Source organism: Streptomyces collinus Tu 365 (assembly GCF_000444875.1).
Lineage (GTDB): Bacteria > Actinomycetota > Actinomycetes > Streptomycetales > Streptomycetaceae > Streptomyces > Streptomyces collinus_A.
In genome coordinates, this window is record NC_021985.1 from 258483 (window position 1) to 276768 (window position 18286).

16 protein-coding genes are annotated in these 18286 nt (G+C 72.5%); 8 read left to right on the forward strand and 8 right to left on the reverse strand.

Translation table 11 applies throughout. The features are described 5' to 3' along the window. Positions 1-180 precede the first annotated feature (180 nt). Positions 181-1248, reverse strand: coding sequence for a glycosyltransferase (locus B446_RS01030; protein WP_043477136.1), 1068 nt, complete (start codon positions 1246-1248; stop codon positions 181-183). Between the two features lie 755 nt (positions 1249-2003). Beyond that, entirely contained in the window at positions 2004-2483 is a 480-nt protein-coding gene (locus tag B446_RS01035; protein ID WP_043477139.1) for an ATP-binding protein, read from the reverse strand. A gap of 133 nt (positions 2484-2616) precedes the next feature. On the opposite strand from B446_RS01035, the gene B446_RS01040 reads away from it, so the two are divergent. Beyond that, the gene (locus B446_RS01040; protein ID WP_237751103.1) at positions 2617-2997 is read left to right on the forward strand and encodes an STAS domain-containing protein; all 381 of its coding nucleotides are present in this window, start codon (positions 2617-2619) and stop codon (positions 2995-2997) included. 184 nt (positions 2998-3181) lie between these two features. Here B446_RS01040 and atzF read toward each other — a convergent pair whose 3' ends face one another. The 4 genes from atzF to B446_RS01060 are packed head-to-tail and all read right to left on the reverse strand — an operon-like array spanning position 3182 to position 9856. Then, positions 3182-4870, reverse strand: a complete 1689-nt coding sequence (gene atzF / locus B446_RS01045) for an allophanate hydrolase (RefSeq protein WP_020937537.1) — start codon at positions 4868-4870, stop codon at positions 3182-3184. After that, on the reverse strand, positions 4867-8454 hold the full coding sequence (uca, locus tag B446_RS01050) for an urea carboxylase (protein WP_020937538.1): 3588 nt from the start codon (positions 8452-8454) through the stop codon (positions 4867-4869). Before uca ends, atzF begins: the two co-directional genes overlap by 4 nt. A 5-nt stretch (positions 8455-8459) precedes the next feature. Next, on the reverse strand, positions 8460-9098 hold the full coding sequence (locus tag B446_RS01055) for an urea amidolyase associated protein UAAP2 (protein ID WP_020937539.1): 639 nt from the start codon (positions 9096-9098) through the stop codon (positions 8460-8462). Further along, positions 9095-9856, reverse strand: a complete 762-nt coding sequence (locus B446_RS01060) for an urea amidolyase associated protein UAAP1 (RefSeq protein ID WP_020937540.1) — start codon at positions 9854-9856, stop codon at positions 9095-9097. The genes B446_RS01055 and B446_RS01060 overlap by 4 nt, the downstream gene beginning before the upstream one ends. A 238-nt stretch (positions 9857-10094) precedes the next feature. On the opposite strand from B446_RS01060, the gene B446_RS01065 reads away from it, so the two are divergent. Beyond that, complete coding sequence (locus tag B446_RS01065) at positions 10095-10781, forward strand: TetR/AcrR family transcriptional regulator (RefSeq protein ID WP_043474461.1); 687 nt, start codon at positions 10095-10097, stop codon at positions 10779-10781. 25 nt (positions 10782-10806) lie between these two features. Here the strand turns inward: B446_RS01065 and B446_RS01070 are convergent, their stop codons facing one another. After that, positions 10807-12375 carry an amino acid permease gene (locus B446_RS01070; RefSeq protein WP_020937542.1) on the reverse strand — a complete coding sequence of 523 codons (1569 nt, stop codon included), beginning with the start codon at positions 12373-12375 and terminating at the stop codon, positions 10807-10809. Between the two features lie 267 nt (positions 12376-12642). Between B446_RS01070 and B446_RS01075 the strand changes: the two genes are divergently transcribed. The 6 genes from B446_RS01075 (at position 12643) to B446_RS01100 (ending at position 16913) form a co-directional block, all read left to right on the forward strand. Continuing rightward, positions 12643-12987: a hypothetical protein gene (locus tag B446_RS01075; RefSeq protein WP_148305710.1), complete on the forward strand. Its 345-nt coding sequence runs from the start codon at positions 12643-12645 to the stop codon at positions 12985-12987. A 421-nt stretch (positions 12988-13408) separates the two neighbouring features. After that, entirely contained in the window at positions 13409-14878 is a 1470-nt protein-coding gene (locus B446_RS01080) for a sensor histidine kinase (protein WP_020937544.1), read from the forward strand. A gap of 68 nt (positions 14879-14946) precedes the next feature. Continuing rightward, on the forward strand, positions 14947-15345 hold the full coding sequence (locus B446_RS01085; RefSeq protein WP_020937545.1) for a roadblock/LC7 domain-containing protein: 399 nt from the start codon (positions 14947-14949) through the stop codon (positions 15343-15345). Positions 15346-15348: 3 nt separating this feature from the next. Then, positions 15349-15735: a DUF742 domain-containing protein gene (locus B446_RS01090; RefSeq protein ID WP_020937546.1), complete on the forward strand. Its 387-nt coding sequence runs from the start codon at positions 15349-15351 to the stop codon at positions 15733-15735. Next, positions 15713-16336 carry a GTP-binding protein gene (locus B446_RS01095; RefSeq protein WP_020937547.1) on the forward strand — a complete coding sequence of 208 codons (624 nt, stop codon included), beginning with the start codon at positions 15713-15715 and terminating at the stop codon, positions 16334-16336. The genes B446_RS01090 and B446_RS01095 overlap by 23 nt, the downstream gene beginning before the upstream one ends. Continuing rightward, positions 16299-16913 carry a GAF domain-containing protein gene (locus B446_RS01100; protein WP_052352097.1) on the forward strand — a complete coding sequence of 205 codons (615 nt, stop codon included), beginning with the start codon at positions 16299-16301 and terminating at the stop codon, positions 16911-16913. Before B446_RS01095 ends, B446_RS01100 begins: the two co-directional genes overlap by 38 nt. Before the next feature lie 551 nt (positions 16914-17464). Here the strand turns inward: B446_RS01100 and B446_RS01105 are convergent. Beyond that, positions 17465-18199 carry a LysE family translocator gene (locus B446_RS01105; protein ID WP_237751104.1) on the reverse strand — a complete coding sequence of 245 codons (735 nt, stop codon included), beginning with the start codon at positions 18197-18199 and terminating at the stop codon, positions 17465-17467. Between the last annotated feature and the right edge of the window lie 87 nt (positions 18200-18286).

The window sequence follows — 18286 nt, forward strand, 5'->3', positions numbered from 1 at the left end:
TGTCGAAGCCGGAACGGCGCCGACAGGCCAGCGCGGAGGCCCCGCCGACTCCCAGAGCACTGGCCAGGGGCACGCCTGCGTACACCGCTCTCCCGTCTCTCGTCAGCATGTACGCCCGCGCGGCCGTCATTCGGGCCGGCGCACCGGCTCGCAAGAGCATTCCGGGCTGGGCTGGTCGTCTCATGTCGCGCACCAGCGCTCCTCGCGGCGTCGAGCCATGTCCCACAGGGAGCGCAGATAGACGGCGTGCTGGAACATGTCGTAGGCCAGCTCGACGGCGAGCGTTCCCGCGAGCAGCTGAGACCTCCATCCCGCGCCGCGGGCGGTGACCACCTTCTCGGCGACGAAGACCAGGCCGACCGCCACCCAGAACGGGGCGAACTCCGGGCGGCCGCGGGCCAGCATCCACACGGTGAAGACGAGATACAGGGCGAGCGCCACCACGGACAGGCCCATCATCCCTTGCCGCACGATGTAGGGGGTGGTGACCTTGGTGAGGCCGTAGTCGCGGAGGTTCTCCAGGGCGCCGCGCTGCCAACGCATCCGCTGATGCCACAGCTTGGGCACGGTGGTCATCACCTCGGTGACCACCCGACAGCCCGGGGGTGAGACGGTGCGGTAGCCGAGGGTGCGTACCGCTTTGGTGATCTCGTCGTCCTCGGTGAGCGAAGCGAGGGAGTAGTAGGAGGTGCCGCCGCCGATGAGGCCGTCCAGGCGGGCCTCTCTGATCTGGCGCAGGGTCGCGGCGCGGAAGACGGTCGCGGTCCCGGTGAGGACGTCGGCGCGGTAGTCGCGGCGGGCGATCTCGCGGGCGTAGCGCTGGAACTCGATGCGCTGCAAGGCGCCGAGCAGGCCGCCGCCCGGCTCGCCGAAGAAGATCGCACCGACCGCCCCGACATCCTCAGCCATCGCCTCGACGGCGTCGGCGAGGAACGAGGGGACGAGGGTGGTGTCGGCGTCCTGGACCAGGACCAGATCGTGGCCGGCCAGGCCTTGCAGCACCTGGTCGAGGGCCTGGTTGAGCGCGCCGGCCTTCTTGTGACGGTTTTTCACGGACTCCACGACCTCGGCGCCTGCTTGCCGGGCGACGTCCGCGGTGGCGTCGGTGCAGTTGTCGGCCACCACGACAATCCGCTCCGGCGGCCGACTCTGCGCCCGTAAGGCTGCCAGGGCCGCACCGATGCGGTCGGCCTCGTTGTGCGCGGGGACCAGAGCGACGACCCGGCACGCGGCGATTCGGGACGCCACCGCCGTGGTGCCGGGTAAGGACCGCACACGGGCACGAGGTGGGCGCATTCGCATAACCGTGCTCCTGACCGCGCGCACGAAACGCCGAGCGCACAAGGGAACGGGACAGTGCTTGTTCAATGTGAAAGGACTAGGTCTTCACCAGCCGCGGCGAGCGGAGCGAAGAGACCGCACAGACGCGGCAGCCGAAGGCTGGTCATGACTTCGCTCCTACCAGCAGCGACAGGCCACCGAGCCGTCCGCCCCCTTCACCGGCACAGACGGCGACCGAGCGCGGCGCAGTGACATCCCCGGCGCATCGGACGACACCAGTAGCCCTTCCATCAACGGGAGGGGTCGAGCGACCTCTTCACCCAGCCGGAGTGGGGGCGTGCAGAAGCTCAACGGCAACCATCGTCCGCTCCGGCGCACACCCTGAGCGGACGCGCGCCCGGCATCCCGGTGAACGCCCGCCTCTGTGCAGCCGGCCCCGGCTGCACAGGCCGGCGTCTGACAACGCACGCCGGCCGGGCTCATGGCCTCGGAACGGTGATCTCCTGTGGCTTCGCGAACGGACACTCCGGGGACCCGCCGTTCGACCGGAGAGCTTCACCGGCATTCCGGTCAGTCGGCTTGATACCCAGTCACATACCCCCTGCGGGTGGTCGATCACGGTGATTCCTCAAGGGCCGGGCCGCTGCTTCACGGCCCGCCCCTGTGCGGTAGCCGTCTCCGACCCACCTGGCGCTCGTGCCCGTCTGAGGGGGCCGGTTGCCTCACAGAGGAAGGCGTCCGCAGACGGCGCCCCATGGATCGTCCGCCAAGGCGATGCGGGCGGTGATGCGCTTGCCGACCGGCTCGCGTCGCGCTTCGAAGCCCTGCGCGACGGCCATCACGATCTCCAGACCGTGCTGCCCGACCCGGCCGGCGTCCGCGGCCCGGGCCACCGGCAGCACCGGACAGGCGTCCCACACCACGACCTCGACCGTGCCACCGGTGATCCCCAGGTCCAGCAGCACCGGCCCGGGGGCGTACTTGCGGGCGTTGGTCACCAGTTCACTGACCACCAGCTGGGTGAGGTCCATGGCGCGCTGGGAGACGGGCAGGCCGTGTTCGGCCTGGACCCGGGTGAGGAAGCCGGCCGCCAGATGACGGGCCTGCGCGATGTCCGTACCGTCTCCGACCAGGGCAGCGCCGGTCCGGATGTCCGGCCCGTCCGGCGCCGCGCCCTCGTCCGGCGCGGGGACTGACTCCATCACGACCACCATTCGCTCCCCCACGTACAGAAATCTTCGCGGCAGGTACCCGGGCAGCCGCAGATCAGGCCATGATTTTCGGCGGAGCAGCCCCCGCTGCGCACGAGGGGTGGGGTGTGCCAGGATCACCGGCATGTCTGAGGGAGAAATGACCGGCACCGAACACGCGGGGCAGGCCGGCCGGCTGTCGGTCGTGACCACCGCGACCGACGGCATCCGCGTCCTGGCGCCGGCCGGAGAAGTCGACCATCACACCGGCGACACACTCCGCGACGCTCTCGCCGCACGCGACATGGCGCGTCCCCGCATCGTCGTCGACCTGCGCCAGGTCACCTTCATGGACTCCAGCGGCATCAACATCCTGCTCGCCGCGCACCTCGACGCCACCGCCACCGACGGCGGCTGGCTACGCCTGGCCGACGTACAGCCCACCGTCATGCGCACCCTGGACATCGTCGGCATCCCCCACATCATCCCCTGCCACCCCAGCCTCCAAGAAGCCCTCACCGCCTGACCACGCCGGCCGCCCGGTACCGCCTGAACGGACGCCGCAGGCCCGTTCGCTCAGCGGCCAGAGGCACCCCACCGCGCCGGGTCGTGCAGACAGGGCCGGACCCACCTCAACGGAGTGCCGCTCGACATGTCCGCGAACCTGGTGCCTGTCGGTGCGGCCGGGCGGCCTGCGGCCCAGGCACCGCTCAGCGCGGGTCCTCGTGACGCGGGTCCTCGTGACAGGGGTCCGACCGCAGGTACGCACGCCAGCCGCCGAACGAGGTGATGTCACGGGCACCCTCGACGGCCAGGGGTTCGCAGAGGAAGCCGGTCACCGAGCTGCCGTCCGCGAGTTCCACGCTGCCGAGCGTCATCGGGCGGGGCAGCGCCGCGGCCAGCGCGCCCAGCCCCTCGGCGGGCAGCCGCCACACCTCGGCCTCGACGGCGCCGCCGCCCGCGCCGACCCGGACCAGACCGGGCTTCGCGGGCACCGTGTCCAGCGCGTACAGCCGGTAGGCGGCGGCGGTCGTGGTGGTGCGCAGCAGCCGGCCGCCCGCGGCGAGCAGTTGACCGTGCAGGGGCTGTCCGGACAGATGCGCGCCGACCACCGCCAGCGGCAGCGGCGGGGCGGTGAGCAGTCCGGCGATGCGCGCGAGCCGCTCGTCGGTGAAGGCCGGGCCGACCAGCATGACACCGAACGGCAGCCCGTCCACCTCGCCGGCCGGGACGGCCACCGCCGCCAGGTCGAAGAGATTGGTCGAGTTGGTGAAGCGGCCGAGCCGGGCGTTCACGCCCAGTGGGTCGGCCGCGACCTCGGCGAGGGTCGGGTGGCCCGGTGCGGTCGGCAGCAGCAGGGCGTCCGCGTCGCCGATCGAGGCCATCGCGCGCAGCCGGAGGGACTCCAGCCGCCGCTGGTCCGCGTAGAGCCGGTGGGCCCGGACGTCCCCGGCCCGGGAGATGATGCCGGCCACGGTCGGGTCGAGGCCGGGCGAGCCGGCGTGCGCGTCGACGAAGGCGCCGACGGCGGTGTAGCGCTCGGCGACGAACGCGCCCTCGTACAGCATCGCGGCCGCCTCGGTGAACGGCGCGAGGTCGACGGTCAGCAGCTCGGCGCCCGAGTCGGCGAGCAGCCGCGCGGCGGCCCGGAACGCCTCGGCCCAGCCCGGGTCCAACGGGCCGAGTTGCCCGGCCGTCGGTACGGCGATCCGCCACGGCCCCGGCCGGCGTTCGACCGGGGGCGTCAGCGCGCGTCCGGACGGCGCCGCCATGAGGGACAGGGCCTGCTCGGCCTCCGGGAGCGTACGGGCGAAGACCGTGACGCAGTCGAGCGAGGCGCAGGCAGGGACGACACCCTCGGTCGGCACCAGTCCGATGGTCGGCTTCAGGCCGACGATCCCGTTGAAGGCCGCCGGGACCCGGCCCGAGCCCGCGGTGTCCGTGCCGAGCGCGATGTCGGCGACGCCGAGCGCGACGGCCACCGCCGAGCCGGAGGAGGAGCCGCCGGACACGCGCTCCGGCGCGACGGCGTTGCGGACCGCGCCGTAGGGGCTGCGGGTGCCGACCAAGCCGGTGGCGAACTGGTCGAGGTTCGTGGTGCCGAGGACCACCGCGCCCGCCGCCCGCAGCCGGGCCACCGCCGGGGCGTCCGCGTCCGGCAGATACGCGTACGCGGGGCAGCCGGCGGTGGTCGGCAGCCCGGCCACGTCGATGTTGCCCTTGACCGCGAGCACCGTCCCGGCCAACGGCAGCCGCTCACCGGCGGCCACCTTCGCGTCGACCGCGGCGGCGTCGGCCTCGGCCTCCGCCTGCGGGCGGAGGCCGATCCACACCTCTGGCCGGTCCACCCGCGCGATGCGCGCGTAGGCGGCCCGCACTCGTTCCACCGCCGTGATCACGCGGCCGCCTCCAGGTTCTGCGCGGGAGCGAGGACGACGAGGGCGGTACCCGCCTCGACCTGGCTGCCCGGCCTCGTCAGGACCCGCACCACGACGCCGTCGGCGGGGGCCGGGACCCGGGACTCCATCTTCATCGCCTCCAGCACCAGAAGCGGCTGCCCGGCCGACACGCGGTCGCCGACCTCGACGCCGACCTGCCAGACGGAGGCGGCGAACTCGGCCTCGACCAGATGGCCGCCCTCGGGCACGTCGATGTCGGCGGCCGGCGGGGGCACCTCCGCGGCCGACTCCGCACGCGCGAACTCGCCCGCCGCCTCCCAGGCCGCCCGCTCCGCGTCGAACGCCGCACCCTGCCGGGCCCGGAAGGCGGCGATGGAGCCGGCGTTCTCGGCGAGGAAGCGCCGGTGGTCGGCGAGCGAGAAGGACCCCTCCTCGATCCGCGGGACGAACCGGCCGGAGACGATGTCCGCGCGCAGCTGAAGCAGTTCCTCCGCCTCGACCGGGTACCAGCGGATCCGGTCGAAGAAGCGCAGCAGCCAGGGCCTGCCCGGCTCGAAGGCGCCGCGCTGCCGCCAGCCCGACCACACCTGGGTGGTGCGGCCGACGAACTGGTAGCCGCCGGGGCCCTCCATGCCGTAGACGCACAGGTACGCGCCGCCGATGCCGACCGAGTTCTCCGCGGTCCAGGTACGGGCGGGGTTGTACTTCGTCGTCACCAGCCGGTGCCGCGGGTCCAGCGGCGTGGCCACCGGAGCGCCCAGGTACACGTCGCCCAGGCCCATGACCAGGTACTCGGCGTCGAAGACGGTGCGGTACACCTCGTCCACCGTCTCCAGGCCGTTGACGCGGCGGATGAACTCGATGTTCCAGGGGCACCACGGTGCGTCGTCGCGCACGCCCGCCATGTACCGGGCGATGGCCTCCCGGGTCGCCGGATCGTCCCAGGACAGCGGCAGGTGGACGGTGCGGCTGGGCACCACCAGCTCGTCGGTGGCGGGCAGTTCCTCCTCCACGCGCCGCACGACGCCGAGCAGCTCGTCCAGCGGCAGGACACCGGGGTCCGTCCGCACCTGCAGGGAGCGGATGCCGGGAGTCAGGTCGGCGATCCCGTCCGGGCACCGCGCCGCCAGCGCCTCCGCGAGCGCGTGGATCCGCATGCGCAGCGCCAGGTCGAGCTGCATCGGGCCGTACTCGATGAGGAGGTTGTCGTCGCCGCTGCGCCGGTACGTCACCGCCGGGCGGGTCCCGGTCTTCGGCAGGCGGGCGAGGATGCCGCCGTCGACGACGGGCGCACGGTCGGCCCGCGGGGCCGCCGACGGGTTCCGCCGTAGACCGGCGGCCGCCTCGGTGGTCACGGGGACGAAGCGGACGGTGTCGCCGGGGCGGAGCTGCCCGAGTTTCCAGCGCTGCCCGGTCACGACCGTGGCCGGGCAGACGAAGCCGCCGAGCGAGGGCCCGTCGGGGCCGAGCAGGACAGGCATGTCGCCGGTGTAGTCGACGGCCCCGACGGAGTACGGGGTGTCGTGGATGTTGGACGGGTGCAGGCCGGCCTCGCCGCCGTCCGTCCGCGCCCACCGCGGCTTGGGGCCGACGAGGCGCACGCCGGTGCGCGCCGAGTTGAAGTGCACCTTCCAGTTGGCGCCGTAGAAGTCGCGGATGTCGTCCTCGGTGAAGAACTCGGGTGCGGCGTGCGGGCCTTCGACCGCGCCGATGGACCACTCGCCGCCGAAGGCCGGGCGCCGGTCCGTGGGAACGGCCGAGGCCCCCGCACGTCGTTCGCCGCCGTGCAGGACGTCGCCCGCGCGCAGGGCGCGGCCGCCGTGCCCGCCGAACCGGCCCAGGACGAAGGTGGCCGCGCTGCCCAGGAACTCTGGAACGTCCACGCCGCCCGCGAACAGGACGTACGTGCGCAGGCCGTGCTCGTGGGGCGCCCCGACCGCCAGGGTCTGCCCGGCCCCGACGGTGACCGGCTCCCACTGCGGTACGGCGGTGCCGTCGACCGTCACCGGCGCGGGCGCCCCCGTGACGCAGACGGTCGTGGGGTGGGTGAACCGCAGGGACGGCCCGTGGAGGGTGCACTCCAGGCCGGGCGCGCCCTCGGCGTTGCCGAGCGCGGTGTTGCCCAGCCGGAACGAGAGGTCGTCCATCGGCCCGCACGGCGGGACGCCGACCTGCCAGTGGCCGGTGCGTCCCGGCCAGTCCTGGACGGTGGTCAGGGTTCCCGGCGCGACGACCTCGACGCGAGGCGTGGGGTCGCCGATCCCGGCGAGCGAGGCGGTGCTGTGTGCGGCCGCGCGCACACCGGCGTCGCCCAGCGCGGCCCGCACCAGGCCGAGGTTGGTCTCGATGCCGTCGAGGCGGGTGGCGGCGAGCGCCGCGTCCAGCCGGTCGAGCGCCTCGGCGCGGTCGGCGCCGTACGCGACGACCTTGGCGAGCAGCGGGTCATAGGAGGTGGTGACCTCGGTGCCGGTCTCCACCCAGGTGTCCACGCGGACTCCGGCGGGGAAGGCGACCCGGGTGAGCAGGCCCGCGCTCGGGCGGTGGTCGCGGGAGGGGTCCTCGGCGTAGAGGCGGGCCTCCACGGCGTGGCCCTTCGGCGCCGGCGGCGCGCTGACGACGGCGGTGTCGCCCTGTGCGAGGCGCAGCATCCACTCCACGAGGTCGACGCCGTAGATCTCCTCGGTGACCGGGTGCTCCACCTGCAGGCGGGTGTTGACCTCCAGGAAGTACGCCTCCTCGCGTGCGGCGTCGTACACGAACTCCACCGTGCCGGCGGAGCGGTAGCGCACGGAGGCGCACAGCTCGCGGGCGGCGGCGGTCAGCCGCTCACGTACCCGGTCCGGGAGGTTCGGCGCCGGGGCCTCCTCCACGACCTTCTGGTTGCGGCGCTGCAGCGAGCAGTCGCGGTCCCCGAAGGTGACGACACGGCCCTCGCCGTCGCCGAAGACCTGCACCTCGACGTGGCGGGCGGACTCCACGAGCCGTTCCAGGAAGACGCCGGCGGAGGAGAACGAGGCGGCGGCCACGCGCTGCACCTGCTCCCAGGCGTCGGCGAGGTCCCCGGCGTCGCGGCACGCCCGCATGCCGATGCCGCCGCCACCGCCGGTCGCCTTCAGCATCACCGGGTAGCCGATCTCCTCGGCCGCGGTGAGGGCCGCGGCCACGTCGGGCAGCAGTCCGGTGCCCGGGGCCAGCGGCACACCCGCCGCCTGAGCGGCCGCCCGCGCGGTGTGCTTGGCGCCGAACAGTTCGAGCTGTTCGGGCGTGGGGCCGACGAAGACCAGGCCCGCCTCGGCGCAGCGGCGCGCGAAGCCGGCGTCCTCGGACAGGAAGCCGTAGCCGGGGTGGACGGCGCCCGCCCCGGTGTCCTTGGCCGCCCGGATCACCAGGTCGGCGTCCAGGTAGGACTGCTTGGCGGGGGCCGGGCCGAGCCGTACGGCCTCGTCGGCCAGGCGGACGTGCTCCGCCCCGCGGTCCGGGTCGGAGTAGACCGCGACGGTGCGCAGGCCGAGTCGGCGGGCGGTGCGGATGACGCGGGAGGCGATCTCGCCGCGGTTGGCCACCAGCAGGGTGTCGAACGTCATGGCACTCAGCTCCCGTCCGGCTCGGAGACGGTCGCCCGCAGGGCGGTCGGGTCGAATCCGTTGCAGGGGTTGTTGATCTGCGGGCAGTTGGACAGCAGCACCAGGACGTCGGTCTCGGCCCGCAGCACGACCTTCAGGCCCGGGGCCGAAATGCCGTCGACGATGCCGAGGGTGCCGTCCGGCTCGACGGGCACGTTCATGTACCAGTTGACGTTGGACACCAGGTCGCGCTGGTCCAGGCCGTGCCGGGCGCCCTCCGCGAGGAAGTTCTCCACGCAGGCGTGCTGCGACCAGGTGTGGTGCCCGTAGCGGAGGGTGTTGGACTCCTTGGAGCAGGCGCCGCCGATGGTGTCGTGGCGCCCGCAGGTGTCCTCGACGACCGTCATCAGCGGCGTGTGCTCACCCGACAGCAGCACCGAGCCGGTGGTCAGGAAGATGCCGCCCTGGGCCTGGACGGTGTCGGGGGCGCTGTAGCGCACGGACGTGTCGTGCGCGTCGTAGACGAGGAAGTCCGCGGCCTGGTTGCCGTGCAGGTCGGTGACGGTCAGCAGCGAGCCCGCGCGGACGACGGCAGACCAGGCGGCGCGGGCGGGGACGGTCGCGTCGGTGACGACGCGTCCCACGCGGGTGGTCGTGGTGGTCATGCGATCCCCCTGGCGGCGAGGTGCTCGGCGGTGTTGAGGAAGGCGCGGCGGCCCTCGGGCGTGGCGTTCCACAGCGCGTCGTGCGGGCCGGTCGGCCGGGCCCGGTACGCGAGCACCTCCACGGGGCCGCAGACGTAGTCCGGGCGCGGGTCCAGCGGGTGCGGGACGTTGGCGATCAGCACGGTCAGCGGCTGTTCGGCGCGCAGTGTGACGGATGTGCCGGGGCCCGCGGAGCCGGTGAACGTGGTGGTGCCGTCCCTGTTGATCCGGACGCCCTGGAAGAAGGAGACGGACGGCGGGACGTCCCGTGGGCCGAGGCCGTTCTTGAGGGCGGCGAGCTTGAACAGCTCACGCCCTGCGGGGGACGCCGACTGAGGGGACCCGTCGCCGTAGCGGGCGGTGTTGCGGGCCAGGGCGGAGGTGCCGGTGAGGGCGTCGTGCCGGCCGGAGGTGTCCGCGGTGACGGACGCGAGGACCCGTCCCTGGCCGGACAGGAGCAGGTGTCCCACGCCGAGGTAGGCGTTCCAGAGCACCTTGACCGTGTCGGCCGTGTTCAGCCGCTCCCAGGGGCGGTCCGCGCTGTAGAGCAGGACGTGGGCGCACGCGTCGCCGGTGAGGTCGGTCAGCCGCAGCTCGGTGCCCCGTGCGAGGACGTTGTGGGTGTAGTTGCCGCCCGCCACCGTCTCGGCCCATACGAGGTCCTCGCCGGCGATCCCGTCCGGCGGTGCAGGCCAGTCGCTCGCCGGGAGTACGGGCATGGTGGCGGACCTGGTGCCCTCCTGGGCGCGGGCATGGTCCCGGGCACCACGGGCCGACGCTGTCGCTGACGGTGTCGTCACGGCTGAACCTCCGGCTCGGCGCTATTTCTGTCGTGCGACAGAAATTAGGGGCGGGCCGAGTCCCGGCCGTTGCCCGTGCGTTTCCGGGCGGTAACCGCCGCCTCACCGCCGCCGATCGGCGCCCGGGCAGCCTGCGGCCCTGTGCGAGGATCACGGAGTGAGCCCGCCCCCCAGCAGAAGAGTCGGCCGCCCCCGTGCCCAGGAGCGTCCCGCCAGTGGACTCCCGCCCCGCGAGGAGGTGCTGGCCGCCGCCGCCGAACTGTTCACCGCGCACGGCTACACCGCGACCTCCACCCGCGCGGTCGCCGAGCGGGCCGGGCTGCGCCAGGCGTCGCTGTACCACTACTTCGACGGCAAGGAGGCGATCCTCGCCGCGCTGCTCGAAGGGACCGTCCGTCCCTCGCTGGAGATCGCGCGCGAGCTGGTGAGGCGTACCGGGACGGCCGCCGAGGCGCGGCTGTGGGCGCTGTGCCACTCCGACGTACTGCTGCTGTGCGGCGGCCCGCACAACCCGGGGGCTCTCTACCTGCTCCCCGAGGCGCAGACGGAGCGCTTCGCCGTCTTCCAGCAGGTCCGGGCCGAACTGAAGGCCGCGTACGGGGAGTTGCTGACGGACACGGAGCCGGGCGCGGCGCTCGCCGCGGAGGAGCTCGCCCTGCGCACGGACCTCGTCTTCGGCCTCACCGAGAGCGTGATCCTCATCCGGCGCGCCGACCCCGCCCGCGATCCGCGGGTCCTCGCCGCGGCGACGGCCGACGCGGCACTGCGGGTCGCGGGCGTGCCGCAGCGCTCCGTGGCACGGCAGCGCCGCGAGGGGCAGCGGCTCCTCGCGGCGTGGCGGTGACGGCGCGCCCGGGGCGCGGGTCCGCTCAGAGCGGTGCGGCCTGCGCCGCGTCCGTGCGGTCCGGCTGCCCGGTCGGCGTGACGGCGGGCGCGCGGCGGCGGCACAGCGCGCCGACGGCGACCGTGGCGCCGACGAACAGGACGGTGAACCACTGGAAGTACCAGTGGCCGCCCGCCGGGTCGTACACCCCGGCGCGCGGCCAGGCGAGATTGACCGTCATGAGCAGCCCGTACGCGACCGCCAGGGCGTTGACCGGCAGACCCCAGCGGCCCAGGGAGAACAGCGGCCGGCCCAGCTCGTCGCGGCCGTGGGCGTCCGTGGCCGGCCACTGGCCCCTCAGCCGCCGGACCAGCATCGGCGCGGTGACCCCGGCGTAGGCGAGGTAGAGCATCGCGATGCACGTGGTACCGATGGCCAGGAACGCCTCCGGGGAGGCGAGGTTGAGCAGGGCGAGCGCGGCGGCGAGGACACCGACCACCAGGGCCGGGGCGAAGGGCATGCCCGTGCGCGGCGAGACCTTGGCGAGCCGTGCGGACAGCGGCAGCATCCCGTCGCGCGCCATGGAGAACAGCATGCGCGTGCCCGCGGTCTGGATGGCCAGGGTGGCCACGCAGATGGCGACGGCGACGTCCGCGAGCAGCGCCCTTCCCACACCGCTGCCCAGACTGCTGGTGAGGACGTAGCCCAGTCCCTCGGTGGCCAGCCGGCCGTCCTCCAGGCTGGGCGCGGCCAGCACACCGCCGAGCAGCAGCAGGCCGCCCAGTACGCCTGCCGCGGCGAGGGCGCCGAGGATGGTGCGCGGAGCGGTCCGGCGGGGGTTGCGGGTCTCCTCGCTCATCTCGCCCGCGCTGTCGAAGCCGATGAGAACGTAGGCCGCGGTGAACGAGCCCACCAGCAGCGCCGCCACCGGGCCGCCCTGGCCGCCGGTCCTCAGGGTCACGCCGGCACCGCGCTCGGCGTGGGTGAACAGCAGGACGACGATGAGGACCGCGCCGATGATCTCGGCCGTGACGCCGACGCGGTTGACGGCGGACATGACGCGGTTGTCGACGACGTTCACGACCGTGGTCAGTACCAGCAGGACGAGGGCCAGCAGGGCGGCGTTGGCCGCCCCGGTCGTGGTGGTGGGCGCCGGGTCGCCGCCGGCCAGCTGGAAACCGGACCAGATCGCGGGCAGTACGACCTGCAGCGCCAGCGCCGCCGCGGCGACTACGACCACCTGGCCGATCACCATGATCCAGCCCGTGAACCAGCCGAAGGCGGGGCCGCTCAGCCGGGTCGACCACTGGTAGACCGCCCCGGAGATGGGGTAGCGGGCGGCGAGTTCGGCGAAGCAGGCGGCCACGAGCAGCTGGCCGGCGAGCACGGCGGGCCAGGTCCACAGGAACAGCGGCCCGCCGAAGGAGTAGCCGAAGGCGAAGAACTGGAAGACCGTGGTCAGGACCGAGATGAAGGAGAAGCCGGCGGCGAAGGACGCGTACCGTCCCATCTGCCGCCGCAGTTCCTGGCGGTAGCCGAATGCGGCGAGCGTGCCGTCGTCGGCGACGCCGGCGGACGGTGGCGGTGGCGGTGCGGGATCTGTGGTCACGGTCATGGCGGTCCCCTGTCGCGGAGGCGTGATCCTGCGAGTTCCTGTCGTGTGACAGAAATTAGGGACGCCCCGTTTCCCCGGGGTGTCACGACCGTGTCCGCGCCGTTAGTGACTCCTCTCCCCACCGGGGTCAAGGCCTGCCTGGACACCCAACGCGGTTCGCCTCGCCCGTGAGCCCCCCATCCCGCTCCCGCTCCCGCTCCCAAGGGGCGATGCCAGGCCGACCGTGTCATGACTGCTGCCGGTGCGTGGCTTGGTGGCTTGGCCGGCTTGCGCGGTGTGGCGGTCGACCGGCTCATCACCGCCCTGGGTGTGCGGCGTGCGACCGTCGGCTCATGGGAGTCGGCCAAGACCGAGCCGCGCCCACCGCAGCGGAATGCGTACGCGCGTCTGCTCGAGCAGCTCGCACAGCTCTATCCCACGGAAGGCACCGGCGCCCTGCAGGAGCGCACCGGGGCGAAGCAAGCCCTGCAACTGCTCGACGCGGTGCACGACTTCACCACCGCGACCGACCTACCTGTCCCCATCCTGCTGCTGCGCAGCCTGGCCTCCGCCCCAGGCACATACCAAGGCACCCCACAATCTCCACGCCGCGGACGGTGCGGGTGCAGGTGAAGCCCCCCGCGCGCGTTCCGTGGCCGACGCCGTGCGGCCCAGGTGGCGAAGGCCGACGTCGAAGACACAAGCCGCCCGAAGGTCATCAAACGGGATGCGGCGTCCCCGGCGGGCGTCACGTCGAGCCCGGTCGCCGCACTTCCGGTAGTCGAGGAGGATCTCGTCCCGTAACGAGGGCCGGGGCGGGTCCGGGACGGGCGCTTCGTAAAACGCTCAAAGTACAACGGTTCGATTTCCGTACGCGCCAGGGGGCTGACCCCGGGGTCCTGCTGCGCGATAACGTGCGGGCTCGGCCTGATCATCGTACTGTCCGGGGACTGTTATGCCTGATCCTTCCATGCCGCCGGACGACCGGCCGGCGTCGCCCGTGAGGCCCCGCGCGACGGCCGAGTCGCCGGCCGGGTCCTTGAGACGGCGTCTGGTGCTGTCGTCCGTGCTGCCGCCGAGCGCGGTCGCCGTGACGGGTGCGGTGGCCACCGCGCTGGCGGGGGGCGGCCACCTGGACCAGGCGTACCAGGGCGCTGTGTTCGGCGGCGTTGTGCTCATCGGGTCCCTGGCGGCCGCGATCGCGGGCATGCGGGCTTCGGCGGAAGCACGAGCAGTCACCCAGCACTGGGCAGAGCTGTCCCGCGCAGCCGACCGAAACCGTGCCGAGCTGACCGAGTTGACCCGTGCCACAGCCGAGGGCAGAGCCGAACTGGATGCGCTGAGCCGTCGGCTGCGGGCCGGGGAGCGCCCTGTACGGGACCGACCGGAACTCCCGCCGCAGACCGGCCCGGACGAACTCTCCCGCCTCGGATTCGAGATCGCCGTGGCCCGGCACGAGGCGGAGGGAGCCCTGCTGGAGACCGCCGCCTTCGCGATCGGCGCGGAACACCACTCCCGGCTGGAGCAGTTCGAGGTGTTCGCCAACTTGGCGCGCCGTCTGGAGTCCCTGGTGCACCGCGAGATCGGCCTGCTGGACGACCTGGAGAACGAGGTCGAGGACCCCGACTTGCTCAAGGGGCTGTTCCGGGTGGACCACCTGTCCACCCGAATCCGCCGCTACGCCGAGAACCTGGCCGTGCTCGGCGGCGCGAACACTCACCGCCAGTGGACCCGCCCCGTCAGCCTGACCGACGTACTGCGTTCCGCCGTCGCCGAGATCGACCAGTACGCCCGGGTCAAGCTGGTCCCGCCCGTCGAGGGATCGGTCAGCGGCCACGCCGTGGTAGACGTCGTCCATCTACTGGCTGAGCTGCTGGAGAACGCGACGGTCTTCTCACCGCCCCAGACCACCGTGCACGTGCGGGTGGAGCCCGTCGCCGCTGGGGTGGCGATCGAGGTCGAGGACCGGGGCCTGGGCATGTCCCCGGCCGAGCGCGGTGAGATGAACACCGTCTTGAGCGCACCCGACAAGGTTGCGCTGGGCGAACTGCTGCAAGACGGCCGGATCGGCCTGTACGTGGTCTCCGTCCTGGCTCGGCGACACGACATCGCCGTGCAGTTGCAGAGCAACGTCTACGGCGGCACGCAGGCCGTCATGGTGCTGCCCGAGGCACTGCTCGGTCCGCAGCCGACAGCTTCCGCGCCGGCGCCCCACACCGTCCCGGCCCCCGAGGCGGAGCCGCACGACCGTACGGAGACCGAGGCGGTGGACTTCCCTGCGATGGAGACGACCGCCGTCGCGGATCCGAGCGTGTCAGATTCCGCACCCGGGCCCGCCCCGGCCCCCTCCGACTGCGAGGACGACCGCCCGCAGCTGCCTCAGCGCCGCCGTCAGGACCACGCCGCCGAAGTGACGCAACCGGTCCGCGGCGCCGGTGCTGCCGAGGACATCGAACACGACCCCGGCCTCATGGCCGCATTCCAGACCGGACTGCGCAGGGCCGAGGAAGCGGAGACGCCCTGATGGCCGTAGCCGCCGTGAAGGCCCGGGATCCGTACAGCGAAACGTTTCCTTCTGCCGAATAGGAGTACATGATCGTGGCGAGCGAAGACCTTTCCTGGCTGTTGACGGGTCTGGTGAACCGGGTGCCGCACACCCGTAGCGCGTTGTTGCTGTCCTCGGACGGGCTGGTGAAGGCAGCGGAGGGACTGGACAAGGACGCCGCGGACCAGTTGGCCGCGCTCGCCAGTGGGCTGTACTCGTTGGCACGTAGCGCGGGCCGGCACTTCGACGACGGCGGTGACGTGCGACAGATCGTGACGGAGCTCAGCACCTCGCTGCTGTTCGTCTCGTCCGCCGGACACGGCGCGGTGCTGGCGGTGCTGGCCGGACGCGATGCGGACGCGGCGGTGCTGGGCTACGAGATGGGCATGATGGTGAAGAGCGTGCGTCCGCACCTGGCCACACCGCCCCGGCACCCGGTGGGGTGACCGATGACGCCGGTCCTCCCAGACGGACCGCAGCTCGACGAGGCGGCCGGGCGACTGGTTCGTCCCTACACGGTGAGCGACGGCCGGACCAGGGCCACGTCCCATTTCACACTGGTGACCACCGTGCGGGCCACCGGCGCCCAGACGCAGGGCGTTTTCGGCCTGGAGCACGCGCAGGTGCTGGCGCTGTGCGAACAGCCCGTGAGCGTTGCCGAGGTCGCGGCCCGGATGCAGGTGCCCGCCGCCGTGGTCAAGGTGCTGCTGTCCGATCTGGCCGAGGGAGGCGCGGTGGTCGCAGGTGATACGCGCCCGGCGTCCACGGGCCACTCCGCACAACCTGATCGAGACCTCCTGGAAGCGATACGCGATGGCCTCCTCAAACGACTGTGACCCGCTGCCCGCCGACGTCCTGCCGGTGGGCGTCAAGGTGCTGGTCGCCGGCGGGTTCGGCGTGGGAAAGACCACCTTCGTCAACGCGCTCAGCGAGATCGAGCCGCTGAGCACTGAGGAGATGCTGACCGCCGTCAGCGCGGCCACGGACCGGCTGGACGGGGTGGAGAACAAGGCCACCACCACGGTGGCATTGGACTTCGGCCGGATCACGCTCAGCCCGTCCCACGTCCTGTACCTGTTCGGCACGCCCGGGCAGGAGCGCTTCTGGTTCATGTGGGACGAACTCTCCGAGGGAGCGCTCGGGGCGGTGGTGCTCGCCGACACCCGCAGGCTGGAGCACTCCTTCGCGGCGGTGGACTTCTTCGAGCGGCGCGGCATCCCTTTCGTCGTCGCCGTGAACGAGTTCGACGGGGCTCACCGCTATCGCGGGGAGGAAGTGCGGACCGCGCTCGACCTCAGGCAGGAGGTGCCGGTGGTGTTGTGCGACGCCCGCGTACAGAAGTCGGGCACACGCGTGCTTCTCGATCTGGTTCAGCATCTGATCACGACAAGGAGTTCCCATGGCAGCGACACAGATCAACCCACCGTCCGGGCCTGAGTCCGGGATCGCCCTGCGCCATCTGCTCCTCCCCCCGGAGGACCCACAGGTGCGCGCCCGTTCCGAGCGGCTGCGCGAGCTGGGCATCGATGCTCGTCCGGACGCCGAACTCGACGTCTTCGCACGGGAGCTGGCACAACGCACCGGCGGCTGCTACGCCGGGGTCAACTTCTTCCTCGACGCAGACCGCCAGTACTTCGCGGGGTTGTACAGCGCCGCGCAGGACATCACGGCTCATGTGGGACCGCCGTTGCTGGAGGAACCGGTCCCCGGCCGCGTCATGCCCCGCGACATCGACATGGGCATCTGCCCGCACGTGGTCAAGCGCCGCCGGGCGCTGGTGCTGGAGGACATCCGGGACTTCCCCCGGTTCGCCGGTAACCCGGTGGTCGACGCCATCGGCGTCCACTCCTACCTGGGCGCACCGCTGATAGACAGCACCGGCGTGGTGCTGGGCACCATCTGCGTGGTCGACCAGGACCCACGGCCGTGGGGACGCGAAGGGCTGGAAACCATCAAGGCCATGGCTGCCGAACTGGTCGAGCGACTGGAGGAGTCGGCGAACCACCGCGGCTGACCGGCGCTGCCGGACGCGCACGTGATGGCGTCCTGGCCCTGCGCCTCCGCTCCCCCGCCGATGGCGACCTTCCCCTGCGGGCAGAACACCGTCCGCGCTGGAAGTTCGGCACGGTCGCGTTCGGCAGCTTCACCACCTGGTACCCGTCCACCACCGCGGCCGCCTCGACGGACGTCCGGCTGTCCGACGCCTGCGCCCCCCACCCGACGCCCGACACCAGGGCCACCGCCGGCGCGCCCGCCCCGAGAGTCCTCAGGCCTCGCGGCGCCCGACTGGTGTCGCATGCCATCGCGCCCCTGGTCGATGTGGCCTCACCTTCTGTTTCTGGGGCGGCCCGCCAGGTGTCGGCGCCGGGACGTCCAGCACGGCCGTCCGGAGGTCCCGGCGGTCGGCGGGCTCAGCCGATTCCGGTGACCTGCAGGGCCGTGTCCCAGTTGTTCTTGATGGCGCTGCGGGCGGCGGACAGGGCGGGGTTCTCCCGCGGGATCGGCCCGGAGGGTGGGGTACCGGGCGGCTGACGGCATGACACCACCCCTCGCGCGCTTTGAAGGTCAGTAAGAAGCCGCGGCCAAGCCGATCCCGATGCCGATGAACAGCCAGCCGGTCATCAGCTCCCAGCGATGGCGAACCTTCGGGCGGGCCAGGAGAGCGCGCAGACGTGCGGCGACGGCGACGAGGGCGAACCAGTAGGCCACGCCGATCAGAATGTCCAGGATGCCGAGGAAGAAGATCTGCCCCGTCGCCGAGCCGGCGCCGTGCACGAACTGCGGCAGGACACTGAGGAAGAAGAGCGCCGCCTTGGGGTTGAGCACGTTGGTGAGGAAGCCCTGGGTGAAGCCGGACCGCCACCGGTCGGCGGCTGAGCCGTCTCCGGTCGCTGCCCGCGGCCCGGCAGTGTCTTCCGCGCTGCCGGTTGCGTCTCGTCCGGCCTGCCTGTGGTGCACGGCCCGCCGGGCGGTGAGTACCGCCCGGATGCCGAGGTAGACGAGGTAGGCCGCGCCCAGAAGCTTGATCGCGTCATAGACCACCGGGGAGCGAGCTGCGATCAGGGACAGTCCGAGGGCCGCGGCGAGCATGTGTACACACAAGCCGGATTGCGCGCCCAGCGCCGCTGCTCGCCCTTTGGTGGGATCCTCGGCCGCGGATCTGACCACCACCACGAAGTCCGGGCCCGGCACCACATACGCCACTAACACGACACCGAGGAAACCGACGAAGTCGACCGACATCCGTTTTCCCTTCTCTACCCGTGGCCCGTGCGCCGACCAGGTCGCTTCGTCAAGCACGCCCAAGCCCCCTTGCCGCCATCAAGGCGACGGCCTCATCAAGTACCCCAAGACGGCAGACAAGTTCTTGGCAGGAGGGGGTCAGAC